We start from the raw sequence: 16525 nt of genomic DNA, 5'->3' as shown, positions 1-16525 counted from the left end.
ACGACCTGCGGATCAGGCCAGGCTGCCGCCGGCCGCTTCGATGGCGGCCTTGGCGGACGCCGTGGCGCCGATGCCCGTCAACTTCACGGCGCGCGTCAGCTTGCCGGTGTTGATGACCTTGACCACCTTGGCCAGCTCGCCGATCAGGCCAGCTTGCTTGAGCGACAGCACGTCGACTTCGGCCGCGCCCAGCTTGTCCAGCGCGCCCAGGGTGACCTCGGCGTTGAACTTGAGCAGTTGCGACTTGAAGCCACGCTTGGGCAGGCGGCGCTGCATGGGCATCTGACCGCCCTCGAAGCCGACCTTGTGGTAGCCACCGGAGCGCGACTTCTGGCCCTTGTGACCGCGGCCTGCGGTCTTGCCCAGGCCGGAGCCGATGCCGCGGCCGACACGGCGCTTGGCATGCTTGGCGCCTGCGGCGGGTTGGATGCTGTTGAGTTCCATCGTCGTTCCTCTTACAGGACCTTCACCAGGTAGGCGATCTTGTTGATCATGCCGCGCACCTCGGGGGAGTCCTTCAGTTCGCTCACGCTGTTGAGCTTGCGCAGACCCAGGCCGCGCACGGTGGCGCGGTGCGATTCCTTGGTGCCGATGGGGCTACGCACCAGCTGCACCTTGACGGTTTGTTCGGTAGACATGTTCAGTCCCTCGCTCAGCCGAAGATCTCTTCGACCGTCTTGCCACGCTTGGCGGCAATCTCGCCTGGCGTGGTGGAATTGCGCAGCGCGTCCAGCGTTGCACGCACCATGTTGTACGGGTTGGACGAGCCATGGCTCTTGGCCACGACATCGGTGATGCCCATGACTTCGAACACGGCGCGCATCGGGCCGCCGGCGATGATGCCGGTACCCTTGGGAGCCGGGCTCATCATGACGCGCGAGGCGCCATGGTGGCCGTGCACCGTGTGGAACACGGTGCCGTTCTTCAGCGTGACCTTGACCATGTTGCGACGGGCTTCTTCCATCGCCTTTTGCACGGCTGCGGGCACTTCCTTGGACTTGCCCTTGCCCATGCCGACGCGGCCGTCACCGTCGCCGACAACGGTCAGTGCGGCGAAACCGAGGATACGGCCGCCCTTCACCACCTTGGTCACGCGGTTGACCGCGATCATCTTCTCGCGCAGGCCGTCCTCAGGCCCTTCAGCCTTGCCCTGCATCTTCCCTTGCATTCTTGCCATGATGGATTCCGATCTCGTTAGAACTGCAGGCCGGCTTCACGGGCAGCGTCGGCCAGAGCCTTGACGCGGCCGTGGTAGGCGAAGCCCGAACGGTCGAACGCGACCTTCTCGACGCCAGCGGCCTTGGCCTTCTCGGCGATGCGCTTGCCGATCACCGAGGCAGCGGCGGCATTGCCACCCTTGCCCGAGGCGCCCAGTTCCTTGCGCACATCGGCTTCCTGAGTGGAGGCAGAGGCCAGCACCTTGGCACCGTCGCCGGAGATGACGCTGGCGTAGATGTGCAGGTTGGTACGGTTCACGGTCAGGCGTGCAACACCTTGCGTGGCGATCCGGATACGGGTCTGACGCGCGCGGCGCAGACGTTGTTCTTTCTTGGTCAACATGATGCTGCCCCTTACTTCTTCTTCGTTTCCTTGATCGTGACCTTCTCGTCCGCGTAGCGGATGCCCTTGCCCTTGTAGGGCTCGGGCGGACGGATGGCACGAATCTCGGCGGCGATCTGGCCGACGCGCTGGCGGTCGGCACCCTTGATCACGATTTCCGTGGGAGCGGGCGTGGCCACCGTGATACCGGCGGGCATGTCCACATTGACGGGGTGCGAATAGCCAACGGCCAGGTTCAGCTTGGCGCCCTGGGCCTGGGCCTTGTAGCCCACTCCGATCAGGGTCAGCTTCTTCTCGAAGCCCTTGCTGACGCCGACCACCATGTTGTTCACCAGCTGACGCATGGTGCCGCTCATGGCGTTGGCTTCGCGCGATTCGTCGATCGGCGTGAAGCTCAGCTTGCCGCCTTCGCTCTTCACCGTGACCAGGCGGTTCTGGGTCAGCGACAGCTGGCCACCGGAACCCTTGACGCTGATCTGGTCGTCTTTGACCGCCACATCCACACCCGCGGGAATGGACACCGGCGCTTTACCTACTCGAGACATTTGCTCTTTCTCCTGGCTGCCGGTTTAGGCGACGTAGCAAAGAACTTCGCCACCCACACCGGATGCGCGCGCCTTGCGGTCGGTCATGACGCCCTTGGGCGTCGTCACGATGGCCACGCCCAGGCCGTTCTGGACCTGGGGAATGGCGTCGCGGCCCTTGTAGACGCGCAGGCCGGGGCGGCTCACGCGCTCGATGCGCTCGATCACCGGGCGACCGGCGTAGTACTTCAGCGCGATTTCCAGTTCGGACTTGTTGCCGTCCTGAACGACGCGGAAGCCATCGATGTAGCCCTCGTCCTTCAGCACCTGGGCAATGGCGATCTTCACTTTGGAAGAAGGCAGCGTCACCGTGGTCTTGGACACCATCTGCGCGTTGCGGATGCGGGTCAGCAGATCGGCGATCGGATCACTCATGCTCATTTCGAATCTCCTGCCTGCTTACCAGCTGGCCTTGGTCACGCCAGGGATGTCGCCCGCGAACGCCAGTTCGCGGATCTTGGCGCGCGCCAGGCCGAATTGACGGAAGGTGCCACGCGGGCGACCCGTGATTTCGCAGCGGTTGCGCTGGCGCGTGGGATTGGCGTTGCGCGGCAGCTTGTGCAGCGCTTGACGCGCGGCATCGCGCTCTTCTTCGCTGTGCTTGGCGCTGTTGGCGATGCCCTTCAGCTCGGCATGCTTGGCTGCGTACTTGGCAACCAGACGGTCCCGCTTCAGTTCGCGTTCGATCAAAGCTTTTTTGGCCATGGATCTGTCCTCAGTTCTTGAACGGGAATTTGAAGCCGGCGAGCAGTGCCTTGCACTCTTCGTCGGTCTTGGCCGTCGTGGTGATGCTGATGTTCAGGCCGCGCAGTGCGTCGACCTTGTCGTACTCGATCTCGGGGAAGATGATCTGTTCTTTGACGCCGATGTTGTAGTTGCCGCGGCCATCGAAGGCGCGGCCGCTGATACCACGGAAGTCACGCACACGCGGCAGGGCCACGGTGACGAAGCGGTCCAGGAACTCGTACATCTTCACGCCGCGCAGCGTGACCATCGCACCGATGGCCTGGCCTTCGCGGATCTTGAAGCCGGCGATGGCCTTCTTGGCCTTGGTCACGACGGGCTTCTGACCGGCGATCTTGGTCAGGTCGCCAACGGCGTTGTCCATGATCTTCTTGTCGGCGACGGCCTCGCTCACGCCCATGTTCAGCGTGATCTTGGTCAGGCGCGGAACCTGCATCGGCGACTTGTAGCCGAACTTGGTGATCAGCTCGGGAGCGACCTTGTCGCGGTAGTGTTCTTGCAGTCGTGCCATGGTCATGCCACCTTGATTTCTTCGCCGCTGGACTTGAACACGCGGGTGCGCGTCTTGCCATCTGCGGACAGCTTGATGCCCACGCGGTCGGCCTTGCCGGTTGCGGCGTTGAAGATCGCCACGTTGGATTGGTGGATGGGCATGCCCTTTTCCACGATGCCGCCGGTGGTGCCCTTCATGGGGTTCGGCTTGACATGCTTCTTGACGAGGTTGATGCCCTCGACCAGCACATGCGAATCGTCCGAACGCAGCAGCACCTTGCCGCGCTTGCCCTTGTCGCGCCCGGTCAGCACGATCACTTCGTCGCCCTTGCGAATCTTGTTCATGGCGTCCTCTTACAGAACTTCAGGGGCCAGGGACACGATCTTCATGAACTTCTCGGTGCGCAGTTCGCGCGTCACGGGTCCGAAGATGCGGGTGCCGATGGGCTCCAGCTTGTTGTTGAGCAGCACGGCGGCATTGCCGTCGAACTTCACGAGCGAGCCATCGCCGCGGCGGATGCCCTTGGCGGTGCGCACCACGACGGCGCTGTAGATCTCGCCCTTCTTGACGCGACCGCGGGGAGCGGCTTCCTTGATGCTCACCTTGATGATGTCGCCGACACTGGCGTAACGGCGCTTGGAGCCGCCGAGCACCTTGATGCACAGGACGGACTTCGCACCCGTGTTGTCGGCCACGTCCAGCCGGGATTCAGTTTGGATCATTTAGCTTATTCCCAACTTGTACCGGGAGGGCCGCGGCGCCGGGACAACCCCGAAACCTGCAACCCGCCTGGTCAGTCTTGGGCCCGTCGCTCACACCCCGAACCACTCGGAGCGCTCACGTTTGGGCAGAAACTTCATCGCTTTTAAGGGCGAAGCCCGCGATTATGTGCGGGGTGAGCAGGCGTGTCAAGCGGGTGGATCGCTCAGGCCGGCGTGCCCGGCAAATAGGACTGCGCGAGCGCCACGAAGGCTTCGGCGTCGGGTGCCGGACAGCCCTCCTCGCGCAGGATCTCGGCGACCGGTTGCGCCAGGGCTGCAGCCTGGCGCGCGTCCAGGAACAACAGCCGCACGCGCCGGGCCAGCACATCCTCCACCGTGCGCGCGTATTCGTGGCGCGCGGCGAAGCGCACCATGGCCTCGCTGACTCCGGAGCCGAGCACGCGCTCACTTCCTGCCGTGGCGGCGACTGCCGGCCAGTCGCTGCCGTAGCCCTGGCGGCCCTGGGGTGCGCTCATGGCGGGCCGGTCCCGTGGCAGCAGATCGTCGGCGCCGACCAGGCGCAACCGCTGCGTACGGCATGGCGCCTGGCCCGGCAGCAGCTGCCGACCGTAGCATTGCTGCAACACATCCTCGGCCATGGCCCGGTAAGTGGTCCATTTGCCGCCCGTCACGGTGACCAGGCCGCTGGCGCTGACCTGCACGGTATGCTCGCGGCTGATCTTCTTGGTGGCGCCAGCCTCGTCGCCCGACGGCTTGACCAGCGGGCGCAGCCCGACCCAGCAGCTCAGGATGTCGCTGCGCGCAGGCGGCCGCGCGAGGTAGCGCGCCGATTCGCGCAGGATGAAGTCCAGCTCCTCGGCGAACGGCCGCGGCTCGTAGGGCAGGTCCTGGCGCGGCGTGTCGGTGGTGCCCAGGATCAGCTTGCCGAGCCAGGGCACGGCGAACAGCACGCGGCCGTCGGCGGTCTTGGGCACCAGCAGCGCGTGGTCGGTCGGCATGAAGCTGCGGTCGACCACGGCATGCACGCCCTGGCTGGGCGCCACGATGGGCGAGACCGGCCGGGCCAGCGCCTGCGCATCCTGCGCGCGCAACTGGTCGACCCACACACCCGTGGCGTTGACCACGCAGCCAGCCCGCACGGTGTGCACGGCGCCGTTCTCGCGGTCTTGCAGCGTCAGCCCGACCACCTTGCCGCCTTCGTGCACGAGCCCGGTGGCGGCGCAGTAGTTGAGCACCAGCGCGCCATGCTTGGCGGCCGTGCGCGCCAGCGCCAGCGCCAGCCGCGCATCGTCGAACTGGCCGTCCCAGTACAGCACGCCGCCCTTGAGGCCCTGCGGCCGGATGTTGGGCAGCGCCGACTGCACGCCCGCGCGCGACAGGAAGCGCGTGGACCCCAGCCCGGCATCGCCGGCCAGCAGGTCGTAAGCCTTGAGGCCGGCGCCGTAGAACGGCCCCTCCCACAGTGCGTAGCAGGGCATCACGAAGGCCAGCGGCTGGGCCAGGTGCGGCGCGTTGTGCAGCAGCGTGGTGCGCTCGTGCAGTGCCTCGCGCACCAGGCCCACGTTGCCCTGGGCCAGGTAGCGCACACCGCCATGCACGAGCTTGGTCGCGCGCGACGACGTGCCCTTGGCGAAGTCGTGCGACTCCACCAGCAGCGTGCGCAGCCCGCGCGAGGCCGCGTCCACGGCCACGCCCAGGCCCGTGGCGCCACCGCCGACGATGGCGATGTCGAAGTCCTGCACCGCCGCGAGCGCCGCCAACAGCGCGGCGCGTTCGGTGGCCAGGGGGGAAGAAGGGGAGGTGCTCATCGGATGGAGGGGCCGCGCCGCACGCTTGTGGCGCCGCGCGGCCCTGGTGCGCGCCAGCCGTCCGGCGCGCGGCCGATTATCGAGCCTTGCCCGCCTTCCACGCGTTCAGCAGCGTGTCGTAGGCGATGGTCTCGCCCTTCGGCTTCTCGTTGGCCAGCTTGGCCCAGGGCGCCTGCTTGTCCGACAGCCACTTCTTCGGGTCCTCGCGCTTGTTGAGCTTGGGCGCGCAGCGGGCCATGCCGGCGCGCTCCAGCCGCGCCATCACGTCGTCCATCTCCTTGGCCAGGTTGTCCATGGCGGCCTGCGGCGTCTTCTCGCCGGTCACGGCCTGGGCCACGTTCTTCCACCACAGCTGGGCCAGCTTGGGGTAGTCGGGCACGTTGGTGCCGGTGGGGCTCCAGGCCACGCGCGCCGGGCTGCGGTAGAACTCGACCAGGCCGCCGAGCTTGGGCGCCATGTCGGTCATGGCCTTGCTCTGGATGTCGCTCTCGCGGATGGGTGTCAGCCCGACGATGGTCTTCTTCAGGCTCACGGTCTTGGCGGTGACGAACTGCGCATAGAGCCAGGCGGCCGCGGTCTTGTCGGCGTTGTGGCCCTGGAAGAAGGTCCACGAGCCCACGTCCTGGTAGCCGTTCTGCATGCCCTGCTTCCAGTACGGGCCGTTCGGGCCCGGCGCCATGCGCCACTTGGGCGTGCCGTCGGCGTTGACCACCGGCAGGCCGGGCTTGGTCATGTCGGCCGTGAAGGCCGTGTACCAGAAGATCTGTTGCGCGATCTGTCCTTGCGCAGGCACGGGGCCGGCCTCGCCGAAGGTCATGCCGGTGGCCTCCTTGGGCGCGTACTTCTTCATCCAGTCCACGTACTTGGTCAGCGCGTAGACGGCCGCCGGCGAGTTGGTGGCGCCACCGCGCTCCACGCTGGCACCCACGGGCGTGCACTTGTCGTCGGCCACGCGGATGCCCCACTCGTCGATGGGCAGGCCGTTGGGCGCGCCGATATCGGCCGCGCCGGCCATGGACAGCCAGGCATCGGTGAAGCGCCAGCCCAGCGAGGGGTCCTTCTTGCCGTAGTCCATGTGGCCGTAGATGGCCTTGCCATCGACCTGCTTGACGTCGTTGGTGAAGAACTCGGCGATGTCCTCGTAGGCGCTCCAGTTCAGTGGCACGCCCAGGTCGTAGCCGTACTTGGCCTTGAACTTGTCCTTGATGTCGGGCCGCGCGAACAGGTCGGCGCGGAACCAATACAGGTTGGCGAACTGCTGGTCGGGCAGCTGGTAGAGCTTGCCGTCGGGCGCCGTCGTGAACTTGGTGCCGATGAAGTCCTTGATGTCCAGCCCGGGGTTGGTGTATTCCTTGCCCGCCCCGGCCATGTAGTCGGTGAGGTTCATGATCTTGCCGTAGCGGTAGTGCGTGCCGATCAGGTCCGAGTCGCTGATCCATCCGTCGTAGATGCTCTTGCCCGACTGCATCGAGGTCTGCAGCTTCTCGACCACGTCGCCTTCCTGGATCAGGTCGTGCTTGACCTTGATGCCGGTGATCTCCTCGAAGGCCTTGGCCAGCGTCTTGCTCTCGTACTCGTGCGTGGTGAGCGTCTCGGACACGACCGAGATCTCCTTGACGCCCTTGGCCTGCAGCTTCTTGGCCGCTTCGATGAACCACTTCATCTCGGCCAGCTGCTGCTCCTTGGCCAACGTGGAGGGCTGGAATTCGCTGTCCACCCATTTCTGGGCCTCGGCCTCGCCGGCCCAGGCCGGCAGTCCGGCCACGGCCAGGGCTGCGGCCAGTGCAATCGCGTTCAACGGCAGTTTCATGGTGTTTGTCTCCTCAAGGTGCCTCCCCTCGCCTGCAGTACGGGTGGTCACGGCCCTGGGGAAGCAGCGGGCCGGACTCCCTTGGAAGCTCGCTCAGCCCTTGCGCATCACCAGCGCCAGCACGGCCATGGACACGACGAAGCTGATCCAGACACTGGGCTCGCCCGACAGCGACAGCCAGGCCGCGATGCGATCGCCCAGGCCGACGAAGGCCAGATTGATGTAGGCCGCCATCAGCAGGCCGATGAACAAGCGGTCGCCGCGCGTGGTGGCGATCGGCAGCCAGCCCTTGCGCAGCACGGTGGCCGACCTGATCTCCCAGGCCGTCATGCCGGCCAGCATCAGCACGATGCAGATGAAGAAGACGGCCACCGGGGTGGTCCAGACCATCCAGTCGAACATCAGTTGCTCCTCATACGGTCGGTGGCTCTCGCCGCCCCTGGCAGCGCAGCCGACGGGCATCGAGCCCCTCGGCTGCACGCGGGCATTGCGCTGGTCGATCCCCTGACGGGGCCCCTCGCCCTTCGCTTCATACCCGCCCCATCGCGAATCCTTTCGCGATGTAGTGCCGCACGAACCAGATGACGATGGCGCCCGGCACGATGGTCAGCACGCCCGCCGCGGCCAGCGTCGCCCAGTCCATGCCCGAGGCACTGACCGTGCGCGTCATCGTCGCCACGATGGGCTTGGCGTTCACGCTGGTCAGCGTGCGCGCCAGCAGCAGTTCGACCCAGCTGAACATGAAGCAGAAGAACGCCGCCACGCCCACGCCGGCCTTGATCAGTGGCAGGAAGATGGTCAGGAAGAAGCGTGGAAAGCTGTAGCCGTCGATGTAGGCCGTCTCGTCGATCTCGCGCGGGATGCCGCTCATGAAGCCTTCCAGGATCCACACCGCCAGCGGCACGTTGAAGACCAGGTGCGCCAGCGCCACGGCCAGGTGCGTGTCCATGAGCCCCACCGTCGTGTAGAGCTGGAAGAACGGCAGCAGGAACACCGCGGGCGGCGTCATGCGGTTGGTCAGCAGCCAGAAGAACACATGCTTGTCGCCCAGGAAGCTGTAGCGGCTGAAGGCGTAAGCCGCTGGCAGCGCCACCGTGACCGAGATCAGCGTGTTGATCGCCACGTAGATCAGGCTGTTGATGTAGCCCGAGTACCACGACGGGTCGGTGAAGATGGTGCGGTAGTTGTCCCAGGTGAAGTGCTGCGGCCACAGGCTGAAGCTCGACAGGATCTCCTGGTTGGTCTTGAACGACATCGTCACCATCCAGTAGATGGGCAGGATGGCGAACACCAGGTAGGCAACCAGGAACAGCCCGCGCTTCTTGGACAGCTCATGCATGGCCAGCGCCCTCCTTGTCGGCAGTGCCCACGCGCTGCATCCAGTTGTAGAGCATGAAGCACAGCAGCAGGATGATCAGGAAGTACACCAGCGAGAACGCCGCCGCCGGCCCCAGGTCGAACTGGCCCACGGCCTTCTGCGTGAGGTACTGGCTCAGGAAGGTCGTCGCGTTGCCGGGGCCGCCACCCGTCAGCACGAAGGGCTCGGTGTAGATCATGAAGCTGTCCATGAAGCGCAGCAGCACCGCGATCATGAGCACGCCGCGCATCTTGGGCAGCTGGATGTAGCGGAACACCGCAAGCTTGCTGGCGCCGTCGATGCGCGCGGCCTGGTAGTAGGCATCGGGAATGCTGCGCAGGCCGGCGTAGCACAGCAGCGCCACCAGCGGTGTCCAGTGCCACACGTCCATCACCAGCACCGTGAGCCAGGCGTGCGTGGCGTTGCCGGTGTAGCTGTAGTCGAAGCCCAGCTGCTGCAGCGTGTGGCCCAGCAGGCCGATGTCGGCCCGGCCATAGATCTGCCAGATGGTGCCCACCACGTTCCACGGGATCAGCAGCGACAGCGCCACCAGCACCAGCACCGCGCTGGCCTTCCAGCCCTGCGCCGGCATCGACAGCGCCAGCAAGATGCCCAGCGGAATCTCCACCGCCAGCACCGCCAGCGAGAAGCCGACCTGGCGCAGCAGCGCGCCGTGCAGGTCCTCGTCGCGCAGCACGTTGGCGAACCACTCGGTGCCCACGAACACGCGCCGCTCGGGGCTGATGATGTCCTGCACCGAGTAGTTCACCACTGTCATGAGCGGCAGGATGGCGCTGAAGGCCACGCAGATGAACACCGGCAGCACCAGCAGCCAGGCCTTCTGGTTCAGGGGTTTGGGTGTCGTCATGCCACGAGCTCCTCGTTGCGGTACAGGCAGGTGTGCGGGCCCAGCAGCTGCAGCCAGGCCATGGCGCCCACGGCCGGCGCAGGCTGGCCGGGCGCCAGCCGCGCCTTCAGCACCTGCTCGCCGATGCGCACGGTCAGCAGCTGGTAGGTGCCCACGTCCTGCAGCCGCTGCACCAGCGCCGGCAACGCGCCCGGGGCCTCGGCCGCGGCCAGCGCCAGGTACTCGGGCCGCACGCCCAGCCGCAGTTCGCCATCGGCCAGGCCGGCCGGTGCCGCGCCCAGCACGCGCCCCCCTGCCTCCAGCACACCCGCGCGGCACTGCGCCGCCACGAAGTTCATGCCGGGCGAGCCGATGAAGTGGCCGACGAAGGTGTGCCGCGGCCGCTCGAACAGGTCGGACGCACTGCCCACCTGCACGGCACGCCCGCGCGTCATGACCACCACCTTCTCGGCGAAGGTCAGCGCCTCCACCTGGTCGTGCGTGACGTAGACCAGCGTGAGCTTGAGCTCGTGGTGGATCTGCTTGAGCTTGCGGCGCAGCTGCCACTTGAGGTGCGGGTCGATCACGGTCAGCGGCTCGTCGAACAGCACGGCGCTGACGTCCTCACGCACCAATCCGCGGCCCAGCGAGATCTTCTGCTTGGCATCGGCCGCCAGCCCCGCCGCGCGCTGGCCCAGCTGGCCCGAAAGCTCCAGCATCTCGGCGATGCGCCCCACGCGCTCCTTGATGCGTGCCGGCGGCACGCCGCGGTTGCGCAGGGGAAAGGCCAGGTTCTCGCCCACCGTCATGGTGTCGTAGATCACCGGGAACTGGAACACCTGGGCGATGTTGCGTTGCTGCGGCGATGCCGCGGTCACGTCGCGCCCGTCGAACAGCACCTTGCCCTGCGAGGGCTGCACCAGGCCCGAGACGATGTTGAGCAAGGTGGTCTTGCCGCAGCCCGATGGGCCCAGCAAGGCGTAGGCGCCGCCGTCCTCGAACACCATCTTCAGGGGCAGCAGCGCGTAGTCGCTGTCCTGCTGCGGGTTCGGCCGGTAGGCGTGCGCGAGGTCGAGTTCGATGCGGGCCATGGCGTGTTCCTCAGGCCGTGTGCCGGGGCGCGACGAGCAGCGCGCCCTGCGCATCGAACGCGTAGGCCTGCGCGGGCGCGAGGTGCAACGCCACATGGCTGCCGAGCGCGAAGTCGTGCACGCCGGTCAGCTGCGCGACGAGTTCGCCGGCCGCGGTGGCCACGTGCACGAAGCTGTCGGAGCCCGAGATCTCGGCCAGCTCCACCTGGCCGGGCAGCACCAGGTCGCCGGGCCGGGCCTGCACACGCAGCGCCGAGGCGCGGATGCCGATGGTCACGGCCGCACCCGCCTGCAGCGGGAGAGTACAAGGCAGCGCCAGCCGCACGCCACCGGGCAGGGCCACGCCATCGGCCTCCACGCGGCCGGCCAGCAGGTTCATGGGCGGATCGCTGAACGCGCGCGCCACGCGGATCGAGGCGGGCCGGTGGAACACTTCGGCCGTGGGCCCGTACTGCAGCAGCTCGCCGGCATCGAGCACCGCCGTGTAGCCGCCCAGCAGCAGCGCCTCGGTCGGCTCGGTCGTGGCGTAGACCACGGTGGAGTCGCCGCTGGCGAACAGGCCGACGAGCTCCTCGCGCAACTCCTCGCGCAGCTTGTAGTCCAGGTTCACGAGCGGCTCGTCCAGCAGCAGCAGCGGCGCACCCTTGGCCAGCGCGCGCGCCATCGCCACGCGCTGCTGCTGCCCGCCCGAGAGCTCGGCCGGCAGGCGCTGCAGGAAGGGCGCGATGTGCAGCCGCTCGGCCAGCGCCTGCACGCGCTGGGAGATGGCCGCGCGGTCGAGCCTGCCCTGCAGCTTGAGCGGCGAGGCGATGTTCTCGGCCACCGTCATCGAGGGGTAGTTGATGAACTGCTGGTAGACCATGGCCACCTGGCGCTCGCGCACGGGCATGCCCGTCACGTCCTGGCCATCGACCCGCACGCGGCCCGTGCTGGGCCGGTCCAGCCCGGCCATGATGCGCATGAGGCTCGTCTTGCCAGCCTGCGTGGCGCCCAGCAGCACCGTCACCGCGCCGCTGTGCAGCGCCAGATCGAGCGGGTGCAGCCACGTCTCGGCGCCAACGCTCTTGCCCATCTGCTCCAGCGATAACTGCATGGCCAGCTTGTCTCCCGATCTTGTTCGGTTTTGAGCATTCTTGATCGATCCTGGGCTGAATTTCTCCTGATTTACCCTTGACGCCTTTCCTTTTCTTTCGCCTTAAAGTCCAGCACCGTGAGCATGACCCCCAACCCGCGCCAGGTGGCGCTGCTGCACGCCGTGCGAAGCCAGGGCTCGGTGATGCTGGACGATCTCTCGGCCAAGCTCGGCGTGAGCCTGCAGACGGTGCGCCGCGACGTGCAGCGCCTGGCCGACGACGGCCAGCTGGCGCGCTTCCACGGCGGCGTGCGCGTGGCCGGCTCCACGGTGGAGAACATCGCCCATGGCCAGCGCCAGACGCTGCACGCGGACGGCAAGGCGCGCATCGCGCGGGCCGTGGCGCGCGAGGTGCCCAACGACTGCTCGCTGATCCTCAACATCGGCACCACCACCGAGGCCATCGCCCAGTCCCTGCTGCGCCACACCGGCTTGCGCGTGATCACCAACAACCTCAACGTGGCGCTGATCCTGTCGGCCAACCCGCAGTGCGAGGTGATCGTGGCCGGCGGCGTGCTGCGCGGGCGCGACCGCGGCGTGGTGGGCGAGGCAGCCATCGACTTCATCCGCCAGTTCAAGGTCGACATCGCGCTGGTGGGCATCTCGGGCATCGAGGCCGACGGCACGCTGCGCGACTACGACTACCGCGAGGTCAAGGTCTCGCAGGCCATCATGGCCCATGCGCGCGAGGTCTGGCTGGCGGCCGACCACAGCAAGTTCAACCGGCCGGCCATGGTCGAGGTGGCGCGGCTGTCGGGCATCGACCGGCTGTTCACCGACGCGCCGGTGCCCGAGCCGTTCCCGGCCCTGCTGGACAACGCGCAGGTACGCTGCCACGTCGCGGCCTGAAAGGAAACCATCCATGACCTACCTGCTCGCCCTGGACCAGGGCACCTCCAGCTCGCGCAGCATCGTGTTCGACGCGCGCGGCCAGGTCGTGGCCAGCGCGCAGCAGGAGCTGCCGCAGATCTACCCGCAACCCGGCTGGGTCGAGCACGACCCGCTGCTGATCTGGCGCACGCAACTGGCTACGGCCCGCGAGGCGCTGGCCAAGGCGGGCCTGGCGGCGCGCGAGGTGCGTGCGCTGGGCATCACCAACCAGCGCGAGACCACGGTGCTGTGGAACCGCAAGACCGGCCAGTCCGTGCACCACGCCATCGTCTGGCAGGACCGGCGCAGCGAACCGCTGTGCGCCGACCTGCGCGCCCAGGGCCAGGCCGAATTCGTGCGCGAGCGCACCGGCCTGCTCATCGACGCCTACTTCTCGGCCACCAAGCTGCGCTGGCTGCTCGACAATGTGCCCGGCGTGCGGGCCCAGGCCGAGGCCGGCGAACTGGCCTTCGGCACCGTGGACAGCTGGCTGGTCTGGCAGCTGACCGGCGGCCGGGTGCACGCCACCGACGTCAGCAATGCCGCGCGCACCATGCTGTTCAACGTGCACCGCAATGCCTGGGACGAGGAACTGCTGGCGCTGCTGGACATCCCCGCCGCGCTGCTGCCCGAGGTGCGCCCGTCCAGCGCGTTGTTCGGCGAGGCCGACGCCGCCTTGCTGGGCCATGCCATGCCGATCGCCGGCATCGCCGGCGACCAGCAGGCGGCCCTGTTCGGCCAGGCCTGCTTCACGCCCGGACTGGCCAAGAACACCTACGGCACGGGCTGCTTCATGCTCATGAACACCGGGGCGTCGTTCCTGCATTCGCGCAACGGCCTCATCACCACCAGCGCGGCGCAGACCGATGCCACGCCCGAGTACGCGCTGGAGGGCGGCGTGTTCGTGGGCGGCGCCGTCGTGCAGTGGCTGCGCGACGGCCTGCGGGCCATCCAGAGCAGCGGCGAGGTGCAGGCCCTGGCGCAGACCGTGCCCGACGCCGGCGGCGTGATGGTGGTGCCCGCCTTCACGGGCCTGGGCGCGCCCTACTGGAAGCCCGACGCGCGCGGCACCATCACCGGCCTGTCGCGCGGCAGCACGCTGGCCCACATCGCGCGCGCGTCGCTGGAAAGCATCGCCTACCAGAGCGCCGCCCTGCTGACGGCCATGAGCCGCGACGCCGTGGCCGCCGGCGCGCCGCCCGTGGCCGAGCTGCGCGTGGACGGCGGCGCCAGCGTGAACGACCTGTTGATGCAGTTCCAGGCCGATCTGCTGGGCATCCCCGTGCTGCGCCCGGCCGTCACCGAGACCACGGCGCTGGGAGCGGCCTACCTGGCGGGCCTGGCGACCGGCGTGTTCAGCGACCGGGCCGAGCTGTCGCGGCTGTGGCGCGTGGAGCGGCGCTTTTTGCCGACCATGTCGCGCGAGCAAGCGGGCGAGCGCATGCAGGCCTGGGAGCATGCGGTGCGGCAGGCCACGGCGGCGTAGCCATCCTGGTGGCGGCCAAGCCGACCGGCCGCACGCACCGGCTCACACCAGCCGCTCGATGCGGCGCTTGCGCCACACCAGCCCGAAGTACAGCGCGTTCAACACCAGCATGGCCGCGAACGTGACGGGATAGGCCATCCACACACCGCGCAGCCCGAAGGCCTGCGACAAGCCGTAGGCGGCCGGCACCTCGACCAGCGCGATGCAGCCGACCGCCAGGAGCATGGGCACCAGCACCGTGCCGGACGCGCGCATCACGCCGCCCAGCACACTGGCCCAGCCGTACAGCAGCAGGCTCCAGAGCATGACGTGCAGCAGCGACTGCGCCAGTTCCACCACGGGCGCACTCGTGATGAACAAGCCCATCAGCGGTCGCGAGAAGGCATAGCCCAGCAGCACCAGCGCGCCGGTGACGGCCAGGTTGATCTGCAGGCCGGTGCGCGTGATGGCGCCCAGGCGCTCGGCACGGCCCGCGCCGATGGCCTGGGCACCGAGGATCGAGGCCGTGATGGCGATCGACATGGCCGGGAACTGCACGTAGTTGACGACCTGGTTCACGGCGCCGTAGGCCGCCACGGCGTCGGGCCCATGGCGGTTCACCAGCGCCAGCAGCACGATCTCGGCCAGCGACACCACGACCATCTGCACGCCCGCCGGCATGCCGATGCGCACCACCAGGCGCAGCGTGGGCAGGTGCAGGCGCAACTGGCCGAACAGTTGCCGGTCGAAGGCGAGCACATGCCGGCGCCTGCGCAGGTGCCAGGCCTGCCAGCCCAGCGCGACGACGAAGGACGCCACGGTGGCCAACGCCGCGCTCAGCAGGCCCAGCTGCGGCAGGCCGCCCCAGCCGCGGATCAGGGCGGGCGTGAGCAGGCACGACACTGCCGTGGACAAGAGCATGCCCACCATCGGCGTGACCGTGTCGCCCACGCCGCGCAGCAGCTGGGAAAACAGCACGAACAGCAGCAGGCCGGGCATGGCGAGCATCATCGTGCGCGCATAGAGGATGGCGTCGTCCAGCACGTCGGGCGGCGTGCCCAGCGCCCGCAGCAGGGCATCGGCGAAGACGCCGCCCAGCACGGCCGCGGCCAGCCCCACGGCCAGGCCCATCGTGATCGCGGTGCCGGCGATCTGGCGCACCTTGTGGGGCTCGTGCGCGCCCCATGCCTGGCCGATCAGGATCGAGGCGCCAGCCCCCACGCCGATGATCAGCGACACGAGGAAGAACACGATCGGGAACATGCCCGCCGTGGCGGCCAGCGCATGGGTGCCGAGCATCTGCCCCACGAAGATGCCGTTGATCGTGCCGGACAGGCCTTGCAGCACGTTGCCCACGACCATCGGCCCGAGGAAGGCCAGGAACACGCGCCACAGCGGACGCGCGTCGGGCATGGCGGCGCCGGGCTTCATCGCGGAGCCTCGTCCGGGGCCACGAAAGCGCCCGCCGAGAGCAGGCGCGCATGCGCCAGGATGTCCGGCGGCCAGCCGGCCGCGGCCGCATCGAACGCAGCCGCATCGCCGCGGAACAGCGCACGCAAGGCTTCCTCGTAGCCGGGCAGGTTGCCCGCGATGGCACGCAGGAACAGATAGCAGCGCTCCTGCGCGGCACGCTGCCCGTCCTGCGACGGCTGCACGCGCTGCGCCGCATGCACGAGCTTGCGCAACGCCACCGAGGCGCCCCCGGGCTGCAGCGCGAGCCATTCCCAGTGCTGGGGCAGCAGCGTGACCTCGCGCGCCACCACGCCCAGCTTGGGCCGGCCGGGCGCAGGCGGTGCCGCTTCGGCCACCGGCGCCGGTGCCGGCGCGTCCATGCCGCTGCGCAGGTCGAGCTCGACGGGCGCACCGCTGGCGTCGTCGAACACCAGCAGCGGCGGCGCATCGGTGTCGGCCGCCAATCCGCGCTGGACTTCGCGCCGCAGGGCGCGCGTGACAGCCGCACGGCTGCCCTCGGCGATGCGCTGGTGGCCGAGGAATGCCGTCAGGCTGGCCGGCCCGACGGGAGGAGAAGAGGCGGTCGTCAT

The 16525-nt window shown here is 68.2% G+C and carries 21 protein-coding genes; 2 read left to right on the top strand and 19 right to left on the bottom strand.

Annotated elements, in window-relative coordinates; genetic code table 11:
• Nucleotides 1-12: 12 nt before the first annotated feature.
• From rplO to ASF44_RS04290, 17 genes are all read right to left on the bottom strand, one after another.
• Complete coding sequence (rplO, locus tag ASF44_RS04370; protein WP_056897895.1) at nt 13-444, bottom strand: 50S ribosomal protein L15; 432 nt, start codon at nt 442-444, stop codon at nt 13-15.
• A gap of 11 nt (nt 445-455) precedes the next feature.
• The gene (gene rpmD, locus ASF44_RS04365) at nt 456-638 is read right to left on the bottom strand and encodes a 50S ribosomal protein L30 (protein WP_056671752.1); all 183 of its coding nucleotides are present in this window, start codon (nt 636-638) and stop codon (nt 456-458) included.
• Nucleotides 639-652: 14 nt separating this feature from the next.
• Nucleotides 653-1177 (bottom strand): 30S ribosomal protein S5, encoded by a 525-nt coding sequence (rpsE, locus tag ASF44_RS04360; RefSeq protein WP_056897894.1) that lies wholly within the window; start codon nt 1175-1177, stop codon nt 653-655.
• Nucleotides 1178-1194: 17 nt separating this feature from the next.
• Complete coding sequence (rplR, locus tag ASF44_RS04355) at nt 1195-1560, bottom strand: 50S ribosomal protein L18 (RefSeq protein WP_056897893.1); 366 nt, start codon at nt 1558-1560, stop codon at nt 1195-1197.
• Nucleotides 1561-1571: 11 nt separating this feature from the next.
• Nucleotides 1572-2105 (bottom strand): 50S ribosomal protein L6, encoded by a 534-nt coding sequence (gene rplF / locus ASF44_RS04350; protein WP_056671746.1) that lies wholly within the window; start codon nt 2103-2105, stop codon nt 1572-1574.
• A gap of 24 nt (nt 2106-2129) precedes the next feature.
• Entirely contained in the window at nt 2130-2525 is a 396-nt protein-coding gene (gene rpsH, locus ASF44_RS04345) for a 30S ribosomal protein S8 (RefSeq protein ID WP_056897892.1), read from the bottom strand.
• 18 nt (nt 2526-2543) lie between these two features.
• Complete coding sequence (rpsN, locus tag ASF44_RS04340) at nt 2544-2849, bottom strand: 30S ribosomal protein S14 (RefSeq protein ID WP_056897891.1); 306 nt, start codon at nt 2847-2849, stop codon at nt 2544-2546.
• A gap of 10 nt (nt 2850-2859) precedes the next feature.
• Entirely contained in the window at nt 2860-3399 is a 540-nt protein-coding gene (rplE, locus tag ASF44_RS04335) for a 50S ribosomal protein L5 (RefSeq protein WP_056898209.1), read from the bottom strand.
• Between the two features lie 2 nt (nt 3400-3401).
• Nucleotides 3402-3725, bottom strand: coding sequence for a 50S ribosomal protein L24 (rplX, locus tag ASF44_RS04330; protein WP_056671735.1), 324 nt, complete (start codon nt 3723-3725; stop codon nt 3402-3404).
• Nucleotides 3726-3734: 9 nt separating this feature from the next.
• Entirely contained in the window at nt 3735-4103 is a 369-nt protein-coding gene (gene rplN / locus ASF44_RS04325) for a 50S ribosomal protein L14 (RefSeq protein WP_056897890.1), read from the bottom strand.
• A 203-nt stretch (nt 4104-4306) separates the two neighbouring features.
• Nucleotides 4307-5911 (bottom strand): glycerol-3-phosphate dehydrogenase/oxidase, encoded by a 1605-nt coding sequence (locus tag ASF44_RS04320; RefSeq protein ID WP_056897889.1) that lies wholly within the window; start codon nt 5909-5911, stop codon nt 4307-4309.
• Nucleotides 5912-5987: 76 nt separating this feature from the next.
• Complete coding sequence (locus ASF44_RS04315) at nt 5988-7721, bottom strand: ABC transporter substrate-binding protein (RefSeq protein ID WP_056897888.1); 1734 nt, start codon at nt 7719-7721, stop codon at nt 5988-5990.
• 93 nt (nt 7722-7814) lie between these two features.
• Complete coding sequence (locus ASF44_RS04310) at nt 7815-8123, bottom strand: DUF2160 domain-containing protein (protein WP_056897887.1); 309 nt, start codon at nt 8121-8123, stop codon at nt 7815-7817.
• 127 nt (nt 8124-8250) lie between these two features.
• Nucleotides 8251-9060 carry a carbohydrate ABC transporter permease gene (locus ASF44_RS04305; RefSeq protein WP_056897886.1) on the bottom strand — a complete coding sequence of 270 codons (810 nt, stop codon included), beginning with the start codon at nt 9058-9060 and terminating at the stop codon, nt 8251-8253.
• On the bottom strand, nt 9053-9946 hold the full coding sequence (locus tag ASF44_RS04300) for a carbohydrate ABC transporter permease (RefSeq protein WP_056897885.1): 894 nt from the start codon (nt 9944-9946) through the stop codon (nt 9053-9055). The genes ASF44_RS04305 and ASF44_RS04300 overlap by 8 nt, the downstream gene beginning before the upstream one ends.
• Nucleotides 9943-11016 carry an ABC transporter ATP-binding protein gene (locus ASF44_RS04295; RefSeq protein WP_056897884.1) on the bottom strand — a complete coding sequence of 358 codons (1074 nt, stop codon included), beginning with the start codon at nt 11014-11016 and terminating at the stop codon, nt 9943-9945. The genes ASF44_RS04300 and ASF44_RS04295 overlap by 4 nt, the downstream gene beginning before the upstream one ends.
• Before the next feature lie 10 nt (nt 11017-11026).
• The gene (locus ASF44_RS04290; RefSeq protein ID WP_056897883.1) at nt 11027-12109 is read right to left on the bottom strand and encodes an ABC transporter ATP-binding protein; all 1083 of its coding nucleotides are present in this window, start codon (nt 12107-12109) and stop codon (nt 11027-11029) included.
• Nucleotides 12110-12232: 123 nt separating this feature from the next.
• Between ASF44_RS04290 and ASF44_RS04285 the strand changes: the two genes are divergently transcribed.
• Entirely contained in the window at nt 12233-12997 is a 765-nt protein-coding gene (locus ASF44_RS04285) for a DeoR/GlpR family DNA-binding transcription regulator (RefSeq protein WP_056897882.1), read from the top strand.
• A gap of 13 nt (nt 12998-13010) precedes the next feature.
• Entirely contained in the window at nt 13011-14504 is a 1494-nt protein-coding gene (glpK, locus tag ASF44_RS04280) for a glycerol kinase GlpK (RefSeq protein WP_056897881.1), read from the top strand.
• A gap of 42 nt (nt 14505-14546) precedes the next feature.
• Here the strand turns inward: glpK and ASF44_RS04275 are convergent, their stop codons facing one another.
• Together ASF44_RS04275 and ASF44_RS04270 are read right to left on the bottom strand one after the other, a co-directional pair.
• On the bottom strand, nt 14547-15914 hold the full coding sequence (locus ASF44_RS04275) for an MATE family efflux transporter (protein WP_235579119.1): 1368 nt from the start codon (nt 15912-15914) through the stop codon (nt 14547-14549).
• A complete protein-coding gene (locus ASF44_RS04270) occupies nt 15911-16525 on the bottom strand; it encodes a DUF2239 family protein (protein WP_056897880.1) in 615 nt (204 codons plus the stop codon). Before ASF44_RS04270 ends, ASF44_RS04275 begins: the two co-directional genes overlap by 4 nt.

It is taken from the genome of Pseudorhodoferax sp. Leaf274 (genome assembly GCF_001422445.1).
In the GTDB taxonomy this organism is placed as follows: domain Bacteria; phylum Pseudomonadota; class Gammaproteobacteria; order Burkholderiales; family Burkholderiaceae_C; genus Pseudorhodoferax.
The sequence above is the reverse complement of the archived record's forward strand: the minus strand, read 5'-3'. Positions and strand labels throughout refer to the sequence as shown.

Coding starts and splice junctions, on each gene's coding strand:
- rplO (WP_056897895.1), bottom strand. CDS start 444: ATGGAACTCAACAGCATCCAACCCGCCGCAGGCGCCAAGCATGCCAAG.
- rpmD (WP_056671752.1), bottom strand. CDS start 638: ATGTCTACCGAACAAACCGTCAAGGTGCAGCTGGTGCGTAGCCCCATC.
- rpsE (WP_056897894.1), bottom strand. CDS start 1,177: ATGGCAAGAATGCAAGGGAAGATGCAGGGCAAGGCTGAAGGGCCTGAG.
- rplR (WP_056897893.1), bottom strand. CDS start 1,560: ATGTTGACCAAGAAAGAACAACGTCTGCGCCGCGCGCGTCAGACCCGT.
- rplF (WP_056671746.1), bottom strand. CDS start 2,105: ATGTCTCGAGTAGGTAAAGCGCCGGTGTCCATTCCCGCGGGTGTGGAT.
- rpsH (WP_056897892.1), bottom strand. CDS start 2,525: ATGAGCATGAGTGATCCGATCGCCGATCTGCTGACCCGCATCCGCAAC.
- rpsN (WP_056897891.1), bottom strand. CDS start 2,849: ATGGCCAAAAAAGCTTTGATCGAACGCGAACTGAAGCGGGACCGTCTG.
- rplE (WP_056898209.1), bottom strand. CDS start 3,399: ATGGCACGACTGCAAGAACACTACCGCGACAAGGTCGCTCCCGAGCTG.
- rplX (WP_056671735.1), bottom strand. CDS start 3,725: ATGAACAAGATTCGCAAGGGCGACGAAGTGATCGTGCTGACCGGGCGC.
- rplN (WP_056897890.1), bottom strand. CDS start 4,103: ATGATCCAAACTGAATCCCGGCTGGACGTGGCCGACAACACGGGTGCG.
- ASF44_RS04320 (WP_056897889.1), bottom strand. CDS start 5,911: ATGAGCACCTCCCCTTCTTCCCCCCTGGCCACCGAACGCGCCGCGCTG.
- ASF44_RS04315 (WP_056897888.1), bottom strand. CDS start 7,721: ATGAAACTGCCGTTGAACGCGATTGCACTGGCCGCAGCCCTGGCCGTG.
- ASF44_RS04310 (WP_056897887.1), bottom strand. CDS start 8,123: ATGTTCGACTGGATGGTCTGGACCACCCCGGTGGCCGTCTTCTTCATC.
- ASF44_RS04305 (WP_056897886.1), bottom strand. CDS start 9,060: ATGCATGAGCTGTCCAAGAAGCGCGGGCTGTTCCTGGTTGCCTACCTG.
- ASF44_RS04300 (WP_056897885.1), bottom strand. CDS start 9,946: ATGACGACACCCAAACCCCTGAACCAGAAGGCCTGGCTGCTGGTGCTG.
- ASF44_RS04295 (WP_056897884.1), bottom strand. CDS start 11,016: ATGGCCCGCATCGAACTCGACCTCGCGCACGCCTACCGGCCGAACCCG.
- ASF44_RS04290 (WP_056897883.1), bottom strand. CDS start 12,109: ATGCAGTTATCGCTGGAGCAGATGGGCAAGAGCGTTGGCGCCGAGACG.
- ASF44_RS04285 (WP_056897882.1), top strand. CDS start 12,233: ATGACCCCCAACCCGCGCCAGGTGGCGCTGCTGCACGCCGTGCGAAGC.
- glpK (WP_056897881.1), top strand. CDS start 13,011: ATGACCTACCTGCTCGCCCTGGACCAGGGCACCTCCAGCTCGCGCAGC.
- ASF44_RS04275 (WP_235579119.1), bottom strand. CDS start 15,914: ATGAAGCCCGGCGCCGCCATGCCCGACGCGCGTCCGCTGTGGCGCGTG.
- ASF44_RS04270 (WP_056897880.1), bottom strand. CDS start 16,525: ATGACGACCGCCTCTTCTCCTCCCGTCGGGCCGGCCAGCCTGACGGCA.